The sequence below is a fragment of the Sediminicoccus sp. KRV36 genome, assembly GCF_023243115.1.
Taxonomy (GTDB): domain Bacteria; phylum Pseudomonadota; class Alphaproteobacteria; order Acetobacterales; family Acetobacteraceae; genus Roseococcus.
Genome location: NZ_CP085081.1, coordinates 3,697,756 through 3,712,732 on the forward strand (window position 1 = coordinate 3,697,756; position 14,977 = coordinate 3,712,732).

A 14,977-nucleotide genomic window follows, 5' to 3' on the forward strand; every position below is an offset into this window, starting at 1 on the left:
CCAACCCCACAACCTCCAGACACCTGATTTTACGCTATCTTCACCCGTTCAAACGATTCCATTTGAATGGCTGAGGCGCTAAAGCCCCGCCTGCTCCAGCCGCAACACGGAGCGCGCCAGCGCCTGGGCGCGCGGCACCAGGCTCGCCACCTCCATATATTCCTCGGGGCTGTGCGCGAGGCCGCCCACGGGCCCGACGGAGCAGATCGTCGGTGCGCCCTGCGCGGCGGTGAAGCCGCTATCGGCGCAGCCGCCGGAGAATTCGCCCGTGACCGTCAGCCCCGCATCGGCCGCCGCGGACTGATACAGCGCAAACAGCTTCGCCGCCGCTTCATCCTGCGTCAGCGGCAGGAATTCGCCCTTGATGGTGAGCTTGGCCTTGGTGCCGGGGACATAGCTGGTGGCCACGATCTCATGCAGCTTGCCCACGATCTCGTCCCGATCGGCCGGGTGCACATAGCGCAGATCAATCTGCCCCACGGCGGAGGGGGCGACGGTGTTCACGCTCTGCCCGCCAGAAACCAGGCCCACATTCAGCGTGATGCCGCGCTCCAGATCGGTCAGCGCATGGATCGCCACGATCTTGTGCGACAGTTCGCCGATGGCGGAGATGCCGGCGGTGAAATTGCCGCCGGAATGCGCGGCCTTGCCTTCGATCTCAAAGACGGAAAACACGCCGCCCTTGCGCCCCGTCACCACGCCGCCCGTGGGCCGGCCCGGCTCGGAATTGAACACCACGCGTGCGCCGCGCGCCTCCTCCTCGATCACCGCGCGGCCCTCGGGGCTGCCGATTTCCTCATCGCCGGTGAAAAGGCCGACCATCGGGCCGGGTGCCCCGCCGAACTTCCTGAAGGCGGCGAGGACGAACATGTTCATCACGAGGCCGGCCTTCATGTCCGCCACCCCCGGCCCATAGGCGCGGCCATCGCGGATGGTGAAGGGGCGGCGCGTCGGCTCGCCCTTGGGGAAGACCGTGTCGCGATGGCCCATCAGCACGATGTTCTGGGCGTGATTGCCGCGTGCGCGGGCGGCGCCTTCATGCGGCAGGATGGCGCGGATGCAGTCGCCGAATTTCTCGCCCCGCACCGTCTCCACCACCAGGCCGTGGCTTTCGCAGAATTCCTTCACGATGGCGCCGGCGGCATCCACGCCGGCTTTGTCGTAGCTGCCGCCATCGGTGTTCACCATGGCGGCCAGGACGTCCAGCATCGGCTGCTGCTGGGTGGCGAGCCAATTGGCGATCTCGGTTTCGGCGGTCATGCGGGGTGCTCCAGAGCGGTGGTTTCGACACAAGCGAGCATGCGAAGGCGCTCCCGGCAACCGGGGGCAGCTCAGCTGGCGCGGCGCAGCAGACCCTCGGCGGCGGCCCGCGCCCAGCGCGCCTCATCCTCCCGCATCAGGCTGGCGACACCGGCCACATCCAGCGCGCCGGGCTCGACCGCCAGGGTGCGGAAACGTGCCCGCACCGTCTCGGTCGCGGCGGCGGCATTGGCTTCGGCATTGATGCGTTCCACCACCTCTGGCGCCATCCGCGCCGGGCCCCACAGGCCGAACCAGCCCTCATAGCTGGCCGCCCCCAGCCCCAGGCTCGCGAAGCTCGGCACCTCCGGCAGGAAGGGCGAGGGGCGTGGTGAAGTGACGGCGATGATGCGGATGCGGTCACTCTGCATCAGCGGCATGGCGGTGGCGGTGCTGACCCAGGCGAGTGGCAGATGCCCGCCCATCAGATCCCGCGTGGAGGCCCCGCCGCCGGCATAGCGGATCTCATTCAGCTCGATGCCCGCCGCCTTGGCGAATTGCGCGGCGACGACGCCGGAGGCCACATCCGCCGTGCCATGCGCGATGGCGCCCGGCTGCGCGCGGGCGGCGGCGATGAGGCCGGGGACGTCGCGGAAGGGCGCATCGGCGGCAGCCAGCAACACGAAGGAATACAGCGCGAAGACCGCGATGGGCGTGAAATCCGCCGTGGGGTCATAGGGCAGGCTGGCCGCGGTGTGGCGCAGCAGCAGGTGTGTGGGGTTGATGCCGGTGAGCGTATGGCCATCGGGCGCGCTGCGGGCCACCACCTCGCTGCCGATGGCACCATCCGCACCGGGGCGGTTTTCGATGATCATGGGGCGGTTGAGGCGCTGGCCCACCGCCTCCATCACGGCCCGCGTGGTGAGGTCCGTGCCGCCACCCGCCGCATAGGGGACGATGATGCGCACCGGGCGCTGCGGCCAGGCGGCCGGCTGCGCAAGCGCGGGCGTGGCGAGCGCGCTGAGCAGCGCCGCGCGGCGGGTGATCCGGATCATCGTGTTTCTCCCTTGGTTTTTCGCATCCTGGCTTGACCGGACAAATTTGACCAGTGCAAACTGTCAACAGAAATCAACCCGAGGAAACCATGTCCGATACCAAGCAGGTCATGCCGCTCGACGGCGTTCGCGTCATTGATGTCTCCAGCTTCCTGGCCGGCCCCTTCTGCTCGACGCAGCTCGCCGAATTCGGCGCCGATGTGATCAAGCTGGAACTGCCCATCGTGGGCGACCCCTTGCGAAAATTCGGCACCGTCACCGAATGCGGTGAGACGCTGCCCTGGCTTTCCGAATGCCGCAACAAGCGCTCCGCGACACTCGATTTGCGCAAGCCCGATGGCGCGGCCCTGCTCAAGCGCATGATCGCCGAGGCGGATATCCTGGTCGAGAATTTCCAGCCCGGCACCCTGGAGAAATGGGGCCTGGGCTGGGATGTGTTGAAGGAGGTGAATCCCCGCCTCATCATGGTGCGCATCTCAGGCTACGGGCAGACCGGGCCCTATAGCGGCCGCCCCGGCTTCGGGCGCATCGGCAATGCCTTTGGCGGGTTGTCCTACCTCGCCGGTTATCCGGACCGCCCGCCGGTCACACCCGGTTCCGCCACCATCCCCGATTACCTGGCCGGGCTCTATGGCGCGCTGGGCGCGTTGCTCGCCATCCAGGCGCGGGAAAAGACCGGGCGCGGCCAGGTGGTGGATATCGGCCTTTATGAGCCGATCTTCCGCATCCTGGATGAGCTTGCTCCCTCCTTTCAGCTGAACGGCTATGTGCGTGAGCGCATGGGGCCTGGCACCGTCAACGTCGTCCCGCACAGCCATTATCCGACGAAGGACAAGCGCTGGATCGCCATCGCCTGCACCAGCGACAAGATCTTCGCCCGCCTGGCCGGCGCCATGGGCGTCCCCGAATGGGCCGATGAGGGCAAGTGGGGCAAGATCAAGCAGCGCGAGGCCGCGCGCGGCGAGGTGGATGCCTATGTCAGCCACTGGACCAGCCAATACACGCGCGACGAACTCATGGTGATCTGCGAGCGCGAGCAGGTGCCCTGCGGCCCGGTCTATTCCATCGAGGAAATCTTCCAGGACCCGCAATACAAGCACCGCGAGAATATCCTGATGATGAAGGACCCCCGTGTCGGCGAACTCGCCATCCCCAACCTCGTCCCGCGGCTGACGGATACGCCGGGCAAGGTGAAGTGGCTGGGCCCCTCGATGGGCGAGCATAATGACGAGGTGTACCGGGACTGGATGAAGCTGGACCAGGCCGAGATCGACCGGCTGACCAAGCTCGAAGTGATCTGAGTGCCCGACGCCTGGACGTCCCTTGGGTCCTTGCCGCCCCGCGCCTCCCTGCCCGAGACGCTGGCCGCGCGCATGGTCGAGGCGATGCGCGCGGGCGAGCTTTCGCCGGGCGAGCGGATCGTGGAAGCGAGCCTGGCCGCCCGCTTCGGCGTCAGCCGCGGGCCTTTGCGTGAGGCCTTGAAGGCGCTGGAGGGCGAGGGGCTGGTGGAACGCCGCCCCGGCCGCTCGCCCCGCGTGGCCCAGGTCTCGCCCGCGCAGGCGGCGCAGATGGTGGTGATGCGCGCGACGCTGGAGGGCATGGCGGCGCGCCTGCTCGCCGCCCGCGCGACACCTGGGCAGCTGGCCGAGCTGGAAGCGCAGCACGGCCGAATCCTGGCCGCTGCCAAGGCTGGGCGCGTGGCGGAGTGGCGCGATGCCGACTGGCATTTTCACGAGCTGGTCTGCCGAGCTTCCGGCAATGAGTTCCTGCTGCGCGCCTGGCTTTCCATGTCGCATCTCGTGCGGCTGTTTTTGCATCGCCATCCGGCCTTCGAGGCGGGGGGCGAGGGCGTGCTGCTGAACCACGACCATCTCCTCGCCGCCCTGCGCGCCGGTGACCCGGACCGCGCGGAGGCCGAGTTCCGCCGCGTCATCCTCGACAGCGGCTTTCGCCGGCTTGGCCTCACCCCACCCGCTGGAATCCCCGCATGACCAAGCCCTGGCGCCTGCGCCGCTCCATGATGATCACGCCGGGCCATCGCCGCGAGCGGCTGGAGAAGGCCGTGACCCTGCAAGCCGACAGCCTCGCCTTCGACCTGGAGGATGGAGTGCCGCCCAGCCGCAAGGAAGAAGCCCGCGCCACCATCGCCGCCGCGCTGCGCGGCCTGGATTTCGGAAGGCGCGAGCGCGCGGTGCGGATCAACGGCATCGGCACCGAGGATTTCGCGCGGGACCTGGCCGCCCTGCCGCTGGATCACCTCGACGCGCTGCTGGTGCCCAAGGTGGAATCCGCCGCGCAATTGCAGCAGCTGGATGCGGCGCTCGCTGGCCGCGATATCGGCATCATCGCAACGCTGGAAACCCCGCGCGGCGTGCTGAACGCGCTCGCCATCGCCGATGCTTCGCCCAAGCTGATCGGCATGTTCTTCGGCCCCGGCGACTACACGCTGCAGACCGGCGGCGCGCTGAGCGCCCGCGCGCTGGAATTCCCGCGCGCCACCATCGCCGCCGCCTGCGGCGCCGTCGGCATCCAGGCGATTGACGCGCCCTTCCTGCTCGGACTGCGGGACGTGGCCGGCACCCATGCCGATGCGCTGGCCGCGAAGGAGCTTGGGTTCTCCGGCAAGGTGGTGTTCCATCCCGACCAGATCGCGCCGATCAACGCCGCCTTCACGCCCGATGCGGCCGAGGTGGCGAAGGCCCGCCGCTTCGTCGCCGCCTATGCGGAGGCGGCGACGCGGGGCGAGGCGGTGGCGCTCGTGGATGGGGAGTTCATTGCCATGGACCTGGTGCCGCGCATGGAGCGCATCATCGCGCTGGCCGAGGAAGCCGCCGCCGCGTGACCACGCTGATCGGCGATATCGGCGGCACACAGGCGCGCTTCGCCCTGGCCGAGGGGGGCCGCTTCGGCGCGGTGGTGACGCAGCGCGTGGCGGATCACCCCACAGCGCTGGACGCCATGCGGGCAGCGCGCGCGCGGCTTGGCCCGGCTGAGAGCGCCATCCTCGCCATTGCCGGGCCGATCGAGGGCCAAAGGGCGCGGCTGACCAATGGCACATGGGCGTTTGACGCCGCGGCGCTGGCGGCGACACTCGGCCTGGCCTCGCTGCGCCTCGTCAATGACCTGGAGGCCATGGCCTGCGCGCTGCCCGCCCTCAGCGCCGCGGATGTCGAAAGCTGGCAGGCGGGCGTGGCCGCGCCGGAAGCGCCGCAAGCCATCATCGCGCCGGGGACCGGGCTTGGCGTGGCCGGCTTCCTGCCGGGGCATGGCGCATTGCCGACCGAGGCCGGGCATATCGGCTTCGCGCCGCGCGATGCGACCGAGGCCGCGCTGCTGGCCTGGCTCCAGGCCCGGCAGGGCGCCGTCTCGGCCGAGGATTTCCTCTCGGGCATCGGCCTCGTGACGCTGCATGACGGGCTGGCGGAGTTGCGCGGCGTGGCCCTGCCCCGGCGGGATGGCGCCGAGATCAGCGCCGCCGCGGAAGCGGGCTGCCCCGTGGCGCGTGAAGCGGTCGCGGTGTTCGGCCAGGCGCTGGGCGGGTTTTGCGGCGATGTGGCGCTTAGCCTGGGCGCGCGGGGCGGCGTCTATCTCGCGGGCGGCGTGGCGCAGGCGCTGGCCGGGCTGCTGCCGCGCGCCGGCTTCCTGGAGCGGTTCCAGGAGCGGCCGCGCATGCGGGGCTATCTGGCGCGGATTCCGGTGCGGCTGATCCGGCATCCACAGCCGGGGCTGCTGGGCTTGGCGCAGTTCGCGTTGAAAAGCTGACCCCTGGGCCCTAAACTGGCTCCAGATTGGAGCCAAATCAGAACCATGCCCGTCACCCTCTCCATCAAGCACGCCCCCGACCATGTGGTGCAGCGCCTGCGCGAACGCGCGGCGCGGAATCACAGGTCCCTCCAGGGCGAGTTGCTCGCCATTATCGAGAAGGCCTCCATGGAGCCACCCGTCGCCGACGCCTTGGCGGTGCTGGAGGCGGTGCGTGCGCTGGGGCTGGAGACGCCGGCCGATGGGGTGGAGATCATCAGGGCGGATCGGGATCGGGATTCCCTTGCTGGTCGTTGATGCCTCGGCCATCGTCGCGCTGCTGTTCAATGAACCGGAGGCTAGCCGCATCGCGGCGCTGATTGACGGCCAGAGGCTGGCGACATCCTCGATCTTCAGCTTTGAACTGGCGAATGTCTGCCTGATGAAATCCCGCCGTCAGCCGGAGCGGCGGGACGCGATCCGGGCGGCCTACGCGCTGCACCCCAGCCTCGCCATCGAGGAATACCCAGTGGACCACGCCGAAACCCTGGCCCTGGCCGAGGCAACGCGCCTGACGCATTACGACGCCAGCTATCTTTGGCTGGCCCGCAGCCTCAACGCGCCGCTCATCACGCTGGACAAGGCGCTCCTGGCGCTCACGCCGCCTCCAGCCGCTCGGTGATTTCCAGCCACTCGCTCTCCAGCCGCTCCACATCCTTGGCGATGGCCGCGCGCCTGGCAGTGGCGCGCGAGATCAGGTCGGTCTTGCCGCGCTCGTAGAGCCTGGGGTCGGCCAGTGCGTTCTCGATCACCTTCGCCTCCTCATTCAGCTTGGCGAGCGTGACTTCGATCCCTTTCAGGCGGGCGCGCAGCGGGGCATGGGCGGCGCGGTTCTCGACCACGGCGGCCTTGGCCTGCTTGCGGTCATCCTTCTTCTCCTCGCGCTTTGCAGCGGCAGCGGTGCGGCCGCCCAATTGCGCGCGGTAATCATCCAGGTCGCCGTCAAAGGGCGTCACCACGCCCTTGGCCACCAGCCAGAGCCGATCCGCCACCAGCTCCACCAGATGCGGGTCGTGACTGATGAGGATCACCGCCCCCTCGTAATCCGCCAGCGCCTTCACCAGCGCCTCGCGGGCATCAATATCCAGGTGGTTGGTCGGCTCATCCAGGATCAGCATGTGCGGCGCGTCGCGCGTGGTCAGCGCCATGAGCAGCCGCGCCTTCTCGCCGCCGGAAAGCCCCTTCACCTGCGTCTCGGCGCGATCCGCATCCAGGCCGAAGCGCGCGAGCTGCGAGCGGCATTGCCCCTGCGTGGCGCGCGGCAGGGCATGCGTCATATGCGACAGCGGCGTGCCTTCGAGATCGAGGTCATCCTCCTGGTGCTGCGCGAAATAGCCCACGCGCATCCGCCGGTCCCGATGGATATCGCCGGACATGGGCTTCATGCGGCCAGCCAGCAGCTTCGCCAGCGTGGATTTGCCATTGCCATTGGCACCCAGCAGCGCGATCCGGTCCTCCTGGTCAATGCGGATATCCAGGTCCCGCAGCACCACGTGATTGCCATAGCCGACATTGCCGCGGCTGACCGTCAGGATGGGGGGCGAAAGTTGCTCAGGCTGCGGAAACTGGAAGCGCGTCGCCACATCCTCGATCACGTTCTCCAGGGCCGGCATGCGCTCCAGCGCCTTGATGCGGGACTGCGCCTGGCGCGCCTTGCTGGCCTTGGCGCGGAAGCGGTCCACGAAGGCCTGCATATGCGCGCGCTCGGCCGCCAGCTTCACATTCTGGGCCGCCACCTGGGCCGCGCGTTCCGTGCGCACGCGGACAAAATTCTCGAAATTACCCGGGTAGAGCGTGATCTTCTGGCGATCCAGATGCGCGATGGAATCGACACAGCGCTCCAGCAGCCCGCGATCATGGCTGATGATGATGGCAGCACCCGAGAAGCGCGCGATCCAGCCTTCCAGCCACATGGCGGCCTCAAGGTCGAGGTGGTTGGTCGGCTCGTCCAGCAGCAGCAATTCCGGCTCCAGGAACAGCGCACGGGCGAGGCTGACGCGCATGCGCCAACCGCCCGAATACTCGCGCGAGGGGCGCTGCTGCGCGGCGGCGTCAAAGCCGAGGCCGGCCAGGATGGTGGCCGCCCGCGCGGGTGCGGCATCGGCCTGGATGGCCATCAGGCGTTCATGGATCTCGCTGGCGCGCACCGGCTCCGGGTGGGCCTCCAGCTCGGCCAGGAGGGATGCGCGCTCGGTATCGGCTTCCAGCACGATGTCGAGCAGGCAGGTCTCGCCCGCCGGGGTTTCCTGCGCCACGTGGCCGATGCGGGCGCGCTGGGCCAGGCGGATTTCGCCGCCATCGGCCTGGATATCGCCCAGGATGGCCTTGATCAGGGTGGATTTCCCCGCGCCATTGCGGCCCACCAGGCCAATCTTGCGGCCGGTATCCACCTGCAGCGAGGCGCCTTCCATCAGGGGGCGGCCGCCCATGCGGATGGTCAGGTCTTGAATCGTGAGAACGGTCATGTGCGGGGTTTAGACGGGTTTGTTGCGTTGCGACATCACTGAAATGCGGGGGCGAAATACGCGAAAGCGGGGCGATTGATCGCGGCCAGGGCTTGCGCCCGCGCCCGGGCTTGGGCATCTGCCCCGCAACATCACGTCAAAGGACGCCCTCATGGCCATCGAACGCACTTTCAGCATCATCAAGCCCGACGCCACGCGCCGCAACCTGACCGGCGCCATCAACGCCGTCTATGAAAAGGCCGGCCTGCGCATCATCGCCCAGAAGCGCATCTGGATGAGCCGCGCCCACGCCAAGAAATTCTACGAAGTCCATGCCGCCCGCCCCTTCTACAATGACCTGGTGGATTTCATGGTCTCCGGCCCTGTCGTCGTGCAGGTGCTGGAAGGCGAGAACGCTGTCCTCGCGCATCGTGACCTGATGGGCGCGACCAACCCCGCCAACGCCGCCGAGGGCACCATCCGCAAGATGTTCGCCGAGAGCATCGAGGCGAACAGCGTCCATGGCAGCGACAGCCTGGAGAATGCGGCCATCGAGATCGCCTATTTCTTCGCGGGCAACGAACTGGTCGGCTGAGCTTCGGCTCACCCCAGGCCACGGCCGGGCCGCAAGGTCCGGCCGTTTTTTTGTGCCCGGCGCGATGCGCAGCCCCCTGGGCCTGCGCCGGGGCTGGCTACTCGCGGTGGTTGACCTGCAGCGAAACCAGCCGCGCCAGCAGGATCGCGAGGTAGAGCTGCCCCGTCAGCGCCTCCAGGATGGCCAGGGAGCGCGCCACCGGATGGACCGGCACGATATCCCCGTAGCCCGTGGTGGTCAGCGTCACGAAGCTGAAGAAGATGTAGCTGACGACGTGCTCCGCCTCTTGCGCCGGCTCACCCTGGTGCAGGAAAGCGACCGGCACCAGGCCGTGCAGCATGGCATAGAGGCAGGCAAAGACCAGCCCGATCAGCAGATAGGCGGCGATGGCGCCCTCGATTCGGCGGAAGCTGATCGGCCCCGCGGCGAAGCTTTGCCGCAGGATCGCCGCCACCAGCACGCTCATGGCAAGCGCGGCGCCGGCAACCGCCAGCAGGGCCGGCACGGCCCCCGACCATCCCAGCACCAGGGCTTGCAGGCCCAGTGAGGCCAGCACGGCCAGAAATGCGAGGTTGCGGGTGAGGTTCGCGGCCTCGTCCAGGCAGAACAGCCCGGCGATGATGACTGCCTGCAGCCCAAGCATCATGGCGAAGGGCGGAAGAAGCCCCAGCTCGACCAGCGGCTTGACCACCAGGATCAGCAGCAGCAAGGCCAGCAGGAGCGGGTGCAGCGCATGTTCGCCGCGCGGCAGCAGGCTCATCTCAGGGGCGCGCCGCGCCCATCGGCTCAGCCGAAGAGCAGGTAGAGGCCGACCAGCAGGACCACCACGGCGCCGATGCTCCAGGTGGTGGCGGTGGTGAAGCTGTCGAACATCGCCCGGCGCTCGCCGATGATGTCCTCGGCCTTCACTTCGATCATCTCGATCTGCATCTGCTGCTCGGCCATGGCTGTGATCCTCAATCGCGTAAGGGCTGTGTAGAAACTGCCGCGCCGGCCGGCAAGGGGTTCACCAAGCGCCCGCGCGCATCGGTGGCGGCCACATGCGCGCGCCCTTCCTGCACCCGCACGCGCCCCGCCGCCAGCCAGGCCAGGGCCGCCGGGTAAAGCCGGTGCTCCTGCTCCAGTACGCGCGCCGCCAGGCTCGCTTCGGTGTCATGCGCGAGGACGGGGACTGCGGCCTGTGCCAGGATCGGCCCCTCATCCACGCCGGGACTGACCAGATGCACCGTGCAGCCATGCAGCCGCACGCCGCCGGCCAGCGCGCGGGCATGGGTGTCCAGCCCCGGGAAACTCGGCAGCAGCGAGGGGTGGATATTGATCATCCGGCCCTCCCAGGCCTGGACGAAGCCTTCGGTCAGCACGCGCATGAAGCCGGCCAGGGCCAGGATGGCGATCTGGTGCTGGGCCAGCACGGCCGCCAGTTCCGCCTCGAAGGCCTCGCGCGGGCGGGCGCGGCTGGGGATCGCCAGGGCCGGCACCCCCATTTCGCGCGCGCGATCGAGCCCGGCCGCATCCGCCCGGTTGGAGACGACCAGCGCGATTTCGGCCGGGTAGTCGGGATGCGCCGCCGCTTCCAGCAACGCCACCATGTTGGAGCCGCGGCCGGAGATCAGGATGGCCACGCGCGGCCGTGTCACAGGCCGAGTGCGCCTTGCAGCGTGACCTCGACACCCCCGGCCGTGGCGGGCACCAGCTGGCCGATCCGGAAGGCTGCCTCACCCGCCGCCTGAAACTGCAACAAGGCCGCTTCCGCATGCTCGGCCGCCACCACGACCACCATGCCCAGGCCGCAATTGAACACCCGCAGCATCTCCGCCTCGACCACGCCACCGGCCCGAGCGAGCCAGGGAAAGACGGGCGGCAGCGGCCAGGAGCCGCCGATGACCTCGGCCGCGACGCCGTCGGGCAGGACGCGCGGGAGATTGCCAGGCAGCCCGCCGCCGGTGATATGCGCGGCCGCCTTCAGCAGCCCCGCCCGATGCAGCGCGAGCAAGGAGCGAACATAGATCCGCGTCGGCACCAGCAGCGCCTCGCCCAGGCTCAGGCCCGGCGCGAAGGGGGCGGGGTCTGTCAGCGCCAGCCCGGAAGCCTCGATCACCCGCCGCACCAGCGAGAAGCCGTTGGAATGCACGCCCGAGGAGGCAAGGCCGATCAGCACATCGCCCGGGCCCACATCACGCGGCAGCAGGGCATCGCGCTCGGCCGCCCCCACCGAGAAGCCGGCCAGGTCGTAATCGCCGCCGTGATACATGCCCGGCATCTCGGCCGTCTCACCACCCACCAGCGCGCAGCCGGCCTGGCGGCAGCCCTCGGCGATGCCGGCGACCACCTCGGCCGCCTGGGCCACATCGAGCTTGCCGGTCGCGAAATAATCCAGGAAGAACAGCGGCTCGCCGCCCTGGACGATCAGGTCGTTCACGCACATGGCGACGAGGTCGATGCCGACCTTGTCATGGATTCCCGCCTCGATCGCCAGGCGCAGCTTGGTGCCGACGCCATCGGTCGAGGAGATCAGCACGGGGTCGGTGAAGCCCGCGGCCTTCAGGTCGAACAGCGCGCCGAAGCCGCCCAGCCCGCCCATGCTGCCGCTGCGCTGCGTGCTGCGCGCAAGCGGCTTGATGCGCTCCACCAGCGCGTCACCGGCCTCGATATCCACCCCGGCCTGGGCATAGGTGAGACCGTTCTTCTCGGAACTGTTCAGGGCCGCCTCCGATGGGCTACACCAACGCGGTGAAATGAGGATGAGAAAGATGTTCAGCGCCGCCCGGATCACCACACACCTGCTGGCGGCCGCGATCCTGACGCTGCTCTTTTGCCCGCCCCTGGCCGCTCAGGACAACCCCCTTGTCCAGCGCGGCGTCCCGGCCGAGGCGACGGCCGAGAACGCCGTCCTCGCGCGGGACCGCGCCCATGCCAGCGCCAGGCGCATCGCCTATCTGCGGCTGATGGAGGCCAGCGGCGGCACGACCAGCAGCACGCCCTCGGATTCGCAGCTCGAAAGCATGGTCGCCGCCCTCATCGTCGAGGAGGAGCGCACCACCCCGACCCGCTATTCGGGCCGGCTGACGGTGCAGTTCAATCCGGGCAGGGTGGCCTCCGCGACGGGGCGCAGCTTCTCGGGTGGGGGCTCGGGCGGGGGCCTCGCTCTCAACATCCCGATGGCGGCGGAAGCCTACGTGGAGGCGAGCAGCCAGCATGGCTCGCTCTCCGAATGGCTGGAGCTGCGGCGCCGGCTGCGCGCCTCGGGCAGCGTGGCCGGCATGGAGATCATCTCGCTCAGCATGGATTCCGCGCGCTACCGCCTGGGGCTGCGCCAGCCCGCGGCCGAGGCGGCGGCGGCCCTCACCGGCTCGGGCCTGTTCATCACCAGCAACGGCGCCGCCTGGCAGGTTTCGCTGGGGGCCGGGGGCTGACCAGCCGCCAGCCATGAGCGAAAGCCCCCCGCCGCATATCCTGCTGACGCTGCCCAACATGATCACGCTGGCGCGGCTCTTTGCCGTGCCGGGGACCATCTGGCTGATCCTGCAGCACCGGCTGGACCTGGCTTTCCTGCTGTTCCTGGCGGCCGGCGCCTCGGATGGGCTGGATGGCTGGCTGGCAAGGGTGCGCAATGCGCGCTCGGCGATCGGCGCCCTGCTGGACCCGGTGGCGGACAAGGCCCTGCTCGTCTCGGTCTATGTCACGCTGGCGGCCATTGGCGTGCTGCCCGACTGGCTGGCCATCCTGGTGGTATTCCGTGACCTGTTGATCGTCGGCGGGCTGACCCTGCTGTGGATGCTGGGCAATCGGCCGCCCATCAGGCCGCTCTGGATTTCCAAGCTGAACACGCTGGTGCAGATCCTGCTGGCGGCGCTGGCGCTGTTCACCGCCGGCTTCGAGGTGCCGATGGCGGCCGCCATGACGGGCCTCGTCTGGCTGGTGGCGGCAACCACCCTCGCTTCGGGCATCGCCTATGTCGCGCAAAGCGCGCGGCACCTGCAGGCGCCCGCGCGATGAACGACATGCCCCCCCCGCCAGGCCGTGGCCGCCCGGGCCCGATGGTGGCGACGCGCCGGCAGCGCACCATGCTCAGCCTTGGCGTGCTGGCCGCCCTCCTGTTTGCGCTGTGGCTGTTCTCGGCCATCCTCACGCCCTTCGTGCTGGCGGTCTGCATCGCCTATTTCCTGGACCCGATGGCGACCCGGCTCGCGCGGCTCGGCGTTCCGCGTGGCCTGGCTTCCATGGTGCTGGTCCTGCTGCTGGTGCTGCTCGGGCTGCTGGCGGTGCTGCTGCTCTATCCGCTCATCATCGCGCAGATCGGCGTGCTGCTGGCCCGCCTGCCCGGCTATATCGCCACCATCAATGCAGGCCTGCGCGATTTCCTGATGTCGCTCGAGGAAGCCGCCGGCCCCGAGATGGTGGATGCGCGGCTGCGCGAACTCATCATCGGCCAGGCGGGGGCCATGGTCAGCTGGCTCGGCACCGCCGCCACACGGCTGATCGGCGGCGGCTTCGCGCTGTTCAACGTGTTCACCCTGGCCATCGTGACGCCGGTCGTCAGCTTCTACCTGCTGCGCGACTGGCCGGGCATCATGGCGCGCATGGAAAGCTGGCTGCCGCGCCGCTCGGCCTCCACCCTGCGGCAATTGGCGCGCGACATGGACCGCGTGCTCTCCGCCTGGCTGCGCGGGCAATTGCTGTGCTGCCTGGTGCTGGGCGTCTTCTACGCGAGCGGCCTGTCGCTGATCGGGCTGGAACTCGGCCTGATGATCGGGCTGATCTCGGGCTTTCTCTCCTTCATTCCCTATGTGGGCTCGCTCACGGGCTTTGCCTTGGCCGTGCTGCTCGCCGTCGGCCAATGGGGCGACTGGAATGGCGTGCTGATGGTGGTGGGCGTCTTCATCATCGGCCAGATCCTGGAGGCCTACATCATCTATCCCCGGCTGATCGGGGACCGTGTGGAGCTGCACGCGGTCTGGGTCATCTTCGCGCTGTTTGCCGGCGGCGTCGCCTTCGGCTTCCTGGGCGTGCTGCTGGCCGTTCCCATCGCGGCCGCCATGGGGGTGCTGGCGCGGCACTGGCTGCGGCGCTACCTGGAAAGCCCGCTCTATCTCGATCCGCCAAGGACAGGCCTATGACCCAGCTCGTGCTGCCCATGGAGGCGGCACCCTCCTTCGCGGCGGCCGATTTCGTGGCCGATGCCAGCAATGAGGAGGCGCTGCGCTGGCTCTCGGCACCAGGCTTTGGTTCCGGGGGGCGCTGGCCGGATGGGCGCCTTGTGCTCGCCGGCCCGCCGGGCACCGGCAAGACGCATCTGCTGCACGCCACGGCCCAGGCGCAGGGCTGGGCGCTGCTGCGCGGCCCTGCCCTGCGCGGCCTGCCCGAGGCGCCGATCCGTGGCGTGGCCCTCGATGAGGCGGATCTCCCGGGCGAGGAAACCGCGCTGCTGCACCTGATGAATGCCTGCGCCGAAGCCCGGCTGCCCTTGCTGATGGCGGCACCCCGCCCGCCCTCGCGCTGGCGCATCCAGCTGGCCGATCTGCGCTCGCGCCTCGCCGCCACCGCCGTCGCGCTGCTGGACGAGCCTTCGGATGCGCTGCTGGAGGCGCTCCTCGCCAAGCATCTGGCGGACCGGCAGATGCAGCTGGATGCCGGGCTGCTTGGCACGCTCCGGCAGCGGCTGCCGCGCCGCGCCGCCGTGATGGCCGAGGCGGTGGCCCGGCTGGACCGCGCCTCGCTCACGGCCGGGCGGCGGCTGACGCGCGGGGCCGCCCTGGCCGTGCTGGCGCCCTTGTTCGATGATGGTTCAGAGACATCGCCCCCCGGACCCGTGCCACGCAGCCCGGCCCTGTTGTAGGAACGCG

Annotated in this window: 18 protein-coding genes; 11 read left to right on the forward strand and 7 right to left on the reverse strand. The window is 69.3% G+C overall.

The window, feature by feature from the left end; all coding sequences use genetic code 11:
- Positions 1-78: 78 nt before the first annotated feature.
- Positions 79-1,260, reverse strand: a complete 1,182-nt coding sequence (locus tag LHU95_RS17470; RefSeq protein ID WP_248708234.1) for a M20 family metallopeptidase — start codon at positions 1,258-1,260, stop codon at positions 79-81.
- Positions 1,261-1,331: 71 nt separating this feature from the next.
- Positions 1,332-2,294 (reverse strand): tripartite tricarboxylate transporter substrate binding protein, encoded by a 963-nt coding sequence (locus LHU95_RS17475; RefSeq protein WP_248708235.1) that lies wholly within the window; start codon positions 2,292-2,294, stop codon positions 1,332-1,334.
- Between the two features lie 89 nt (positions 2,295-2,383).
- On the opposite strand from LHU95_RS17475, the gene LHU95_RS17480 reads away from it, so the two are divergent.
- Genes LHU95_RS17480 through LHU95_RS17505 form a run of 6 tightly spaced genes read left to right on the forward strand, consistent with a single transcriptional unit; the run spans position 2,384 to position 6,717 of the window.
- The gene (locus LHU95_RS17480) at positions 2,384-3,595 is read left to right on the forward strand and encodes a CoA transferase (protein ID WP_248708236.1); all 1,212 of its coding nucleotides are present in this window, start codon (positions 2,384-2,386) and stop codon (positions 3,593-3,595) included.
- Positions 3,596-4,285, forward strand: coding sequence for a GntR family transcriptional regulator (locus LHU95_RS17485; protein WP_248708237.1), 690 nt, complete (start codon positions 3,596-3,598; stop codon positions 4,283-4,285). It begins immediately after the preceding gene.
- Positions 4,282-5,136 (forward strand): CoA ester lyase, encoded by an 855-nt coding sequence (locus LHU95_RS17490; RefSeq protein ID WP_248708238.1) that lies wholly within the window; start codon positions 4,282-4,284, stop codon positions 5,134-5,136. The genes LHU95_RS17485 and LHU95_RS17490 overlap by 4 nt, the downstream gene beginning before the upstream one ends.
- On the forward strand, positions 5,133-6,056 hold the full coding sequence (locus LHU95_RS17495; protein ID WP_248708239.1) for a glucokinase: 924 nt from the start codon (positions 5,133-5,135) through the stop codon (positions 6,054-6,056). Before LHU95_RS17490 ends, LHU95_RS17495 begins: the two co-directional genes overlap by 4 nt.
- Before the next feature lie 45 nt (positions 6,057-6,101).
- Complete coding sequence (locus LHU95_RS17500; protein WP_248708240.1) at positions 6,102-6,353, forward strand: Arc family DNA-binding protein; 252 nt, start codon at positions 6,102-6,104, stop codon at positions 6,351-6,353.
- A complete protein-coding gene (locus tag LHU95_RS17505; RefSeq protein ID WP_248708241.1) occupies positions 6,340-6,717 on the forward strand; it encodes a type II toxin-antitoxin system VapC family toxin in 378 nt (125 codons plus the stop codon). The genes LHU95_RS17500 and LHU95_RS17505 overlap by 14 nt, the downstream gene beginning before the upstream one ends.
- Here the strand turns inward: LHU95_RS17505 and LHU95_RS17510 are convergent.
- A complete protein-coding gene (locus LHU95_RS17510; protein WP_248708242.1) occupies positions 6,692-8,560 on the reverse strand; it encodes an ABC-F family ATP-binding cassette domain-containing protein in 1,869 nt (622 codons plus the stop codon). The genes LHU95_RS17505 and LHU95_RS17510 overlap by 26 nt on opposite strands.
- 151 nt (positions 8,561-8,711) lie before the next feature.
- Here LHU95_RS17510 and ndk point away from each other — a divergent pair, with 151 nt between their 5' ends.
- On the forward strand, positions 8,712-9,134 hold the full coding sequence (ndk, locus tag LHU95_RS17515; RefSeq protein ID WP_248708243.1) for a nucleoside-diphosphate kinase: 423 nt from the start codon (positions 8,712-8,714) through the stop codon (positions 9,132-9,134).
- A gap of 97 nt (positions 9,135-9,231) precedes the next feature.
- On the opposite strand, the gene LHU95_RS17520 is transcribed toward ndk, so the two are convergent.
- The 4 genes from LHU95_RS17520 to purM are packed head-to-tail and all read right to left on the reverse strand — an operon-like array spanning position 9,232 to position 11,871.
- Positions 9,232-9,894: a potassium channel family protein gene (locus LHU95_RS17520; protein WP_248708244.1), complete on the reverse strand. Its 663-nt coding sequence runs from the start codon at positions 9,892-9,894 to the stop codon at positions 9,232-9,234.
- Positions 9,895-9,920: 26 nt separating this feature from the next.
- Positions 9,921-10,079, reverse strand: a complete 159-nt coding sequence (locus LHU95_RS17525) for a preprotein translocase subunit SecE (protein ID WP_248708245.1) — start codon at positions 10,077-10,079, stop codon at positions 9,921-9,923.
- An 11-nt stretch (positions 10,080-10,090) separates the two neighbouring features.
- Positions 10,091-10,723 carry a phosphoribosylglycinamide formyltransferase gene (gene purN / locus LHU95_RS17530; RefSeq protein ID WP_248711581.1) on the reverse strand — a complete coding sequence of 211 codons (633 nt, stop codon included), beginning with the start codon at positions 10,721-10,723 and terminating at the stop codon, positions 10,091-10,093.
- Between the two features lie 44 nt (positions 10,724-10,767).
- Positions 10,768-11,871, reverse strand: coding sequence for a phosphoribosylformylglycinamidine cyclo-ligase (gene purM, locus LHU95_RS17535; RefSeq protein ID WP_248711582.1), 1,104 nt, complete (start codon positions 11,869-11,871; stop codon positions 10,768-10,770).
- 13 nt (positions 11,872-11,884) lie between these two features.
- Between purM and LHU95_RS17540 the strand changes: the two genes are divergently transcribed.
- From LHU95_RS17540 to LHU95_RS17555, 4 genes are read left to right on the forward strand one after another with little or no spacing between them, the layout of a single operon-like run.
- A complete protein-coding gene (locus LHU95_RS17540) occupies positions 11,885-12,547 on the forward strand; it encodes a hypothetical protein (protein WP_248708246.1) in 663 nt (220 codons plus the stop codon).
- Positions 12,548-12,560: 13 nt separating this feature from the next.
- A complete protein-coding gene (locus LHU95_RS17545; RefSeq protein WP_248708247.1) occupies positions 12,561-13,130 on the forward strand; it encodes a CDP-alcohol phosphatidyltransferase family protein in 570 nt (189 codons plus the stop codon).
- On the forward strand, positions 13,127-14,251 hold the full coding sequence (locus LHU95_RS17550) for an AI-2E family transporter (RefSeq protein ID WP_248708248.1): 1,125 nt from the start codon (positions 13,127-13,129) through the stop codon (positions 14,249-14,251). Before LHU95_RS17545 ends, LHU95_RS17550 begins: the two co-directional genes overlap by 4 nt.
- Positions 14,248-14,970 carry a chromosomal replication initiator DnaA gene (locus LHU95_RS17555; protein WP_248708249.1) on the forward strand — a complete coding sequence of 241 codons (723 nt, stop codon included), beginning with the start codon at positions 14,248-14,250 and terminating at the stop codon, positions 14,968-14,970. The genes LHU95_RS17550 and LHU95_RS17555 overlap by 4 nt, the downstream gene beginning before the upstream one ends.
- The last annotated feature ends 7 nt before the right edge of the window (positions 14,971-14,977 follow it).

Excerpts from the sequence above, each read along its gene's own strand:
- LHU95_RS17470 (WP_248708234.1), bottom strand. The coding sequence starts at position 1,260 with ATGACCGCCGAAACCGAGATCGCCAATTGGCTCGCCACCCAGCAGCAG.
- LHU95_RS17475 (WP_248708235.1), bottom strand. The coding sequence starts at position 2,294 with ATGATCCGGATCACCCGCCGCGCGGCGCTGCTCAGCGCGCTCGCCACG.
- LHU95_RS17480 (WP_248708236.1), top strand. The coding sequence starts at position 2,384 with ATGTCCGATACCAAGCAGGTCATGCCGCTCGACGGCGTTCGCGTCATT.
- LHU95_RS17490 (WP_248708238.1), top strand. The coding sequence starts at position 4,282 with ATGACCAAGCCCTGGCGCCTGCGCCGCTCCATGATGATCACGCCGGGC.
- LHU95_RS17500 (WP_248708240.1), top strand. The coding sequence starts at position 6,102 with ATGCCCGTCACCCTCTCCATCAAGCACGCCCCCGACCATGTGGTGCAG.
- LHU95_RS17510 (WP_248708242.1), bottom strand. The coding sequence starts at position 8,560 with ATGACCGTTCTCACGATTCAAGACCTGACCATCCGCATGGGCGGCCGC.
- ndk (WP_248708243.1), top strand. The coding sequence starts at position 8,712 with ATGGCCATCGAACGCACTTTCAGCATCATCAAGCCCGACGCCACGCGC.
- LHU95_RS17520 (WP_248708244.1), bottom strand. The coding sequence starts at position 9,894 with ATGAGCCTGCTGCCGCGCGGCGAACATGCGCTGCACCCGCTCCTGCTG.
- LHU95_RS17525 (WP_248708245.1), bottom strand. The coding sequence starts at position 10,079 with ATGGCCGAGCAGCAGATGCAGATCGAGATGATCGAAGTGAAGGCCGAG.
- purN (WP_248711581.1), bottom strand. The coding sequence starts at position 10,723 with ATGGTGGCGTTGCTGGAAGCGGCGGCGCATCCCGACTACCCGGCCGAA.
- LHU95_RS17540 (WP_248708246.1), top strand. The coding sequence starts at position 11,885 with ATGTTCAGCGCCGCCCGGATCACCACACACCTGCTGGCGGCCGCGATC.
- LHU95_RS17545 (WP_248708247.1), top strand. The coding sequence starts at position 12,561 with ATGAGCGAAAGCCCCCCGCCGCATATCCTGCTGACGCTGCCCAACATG.
- LHU95_RS17550 (WP_248708248.1), top strand. The coding sequence starts at position 13,127 with ATGAACGACATGCCCCCCCCGCCAGGCCGTGGCCGCCCGGGCCCGATG.
- LHU95_RS17555 (WP_248708249.1), top strand. The coding sequence starts at position 14,248 with ATGACCCAGCTCGTGCTGCCCATGGAGGCGGCACCCTCCTTCGCGGCG.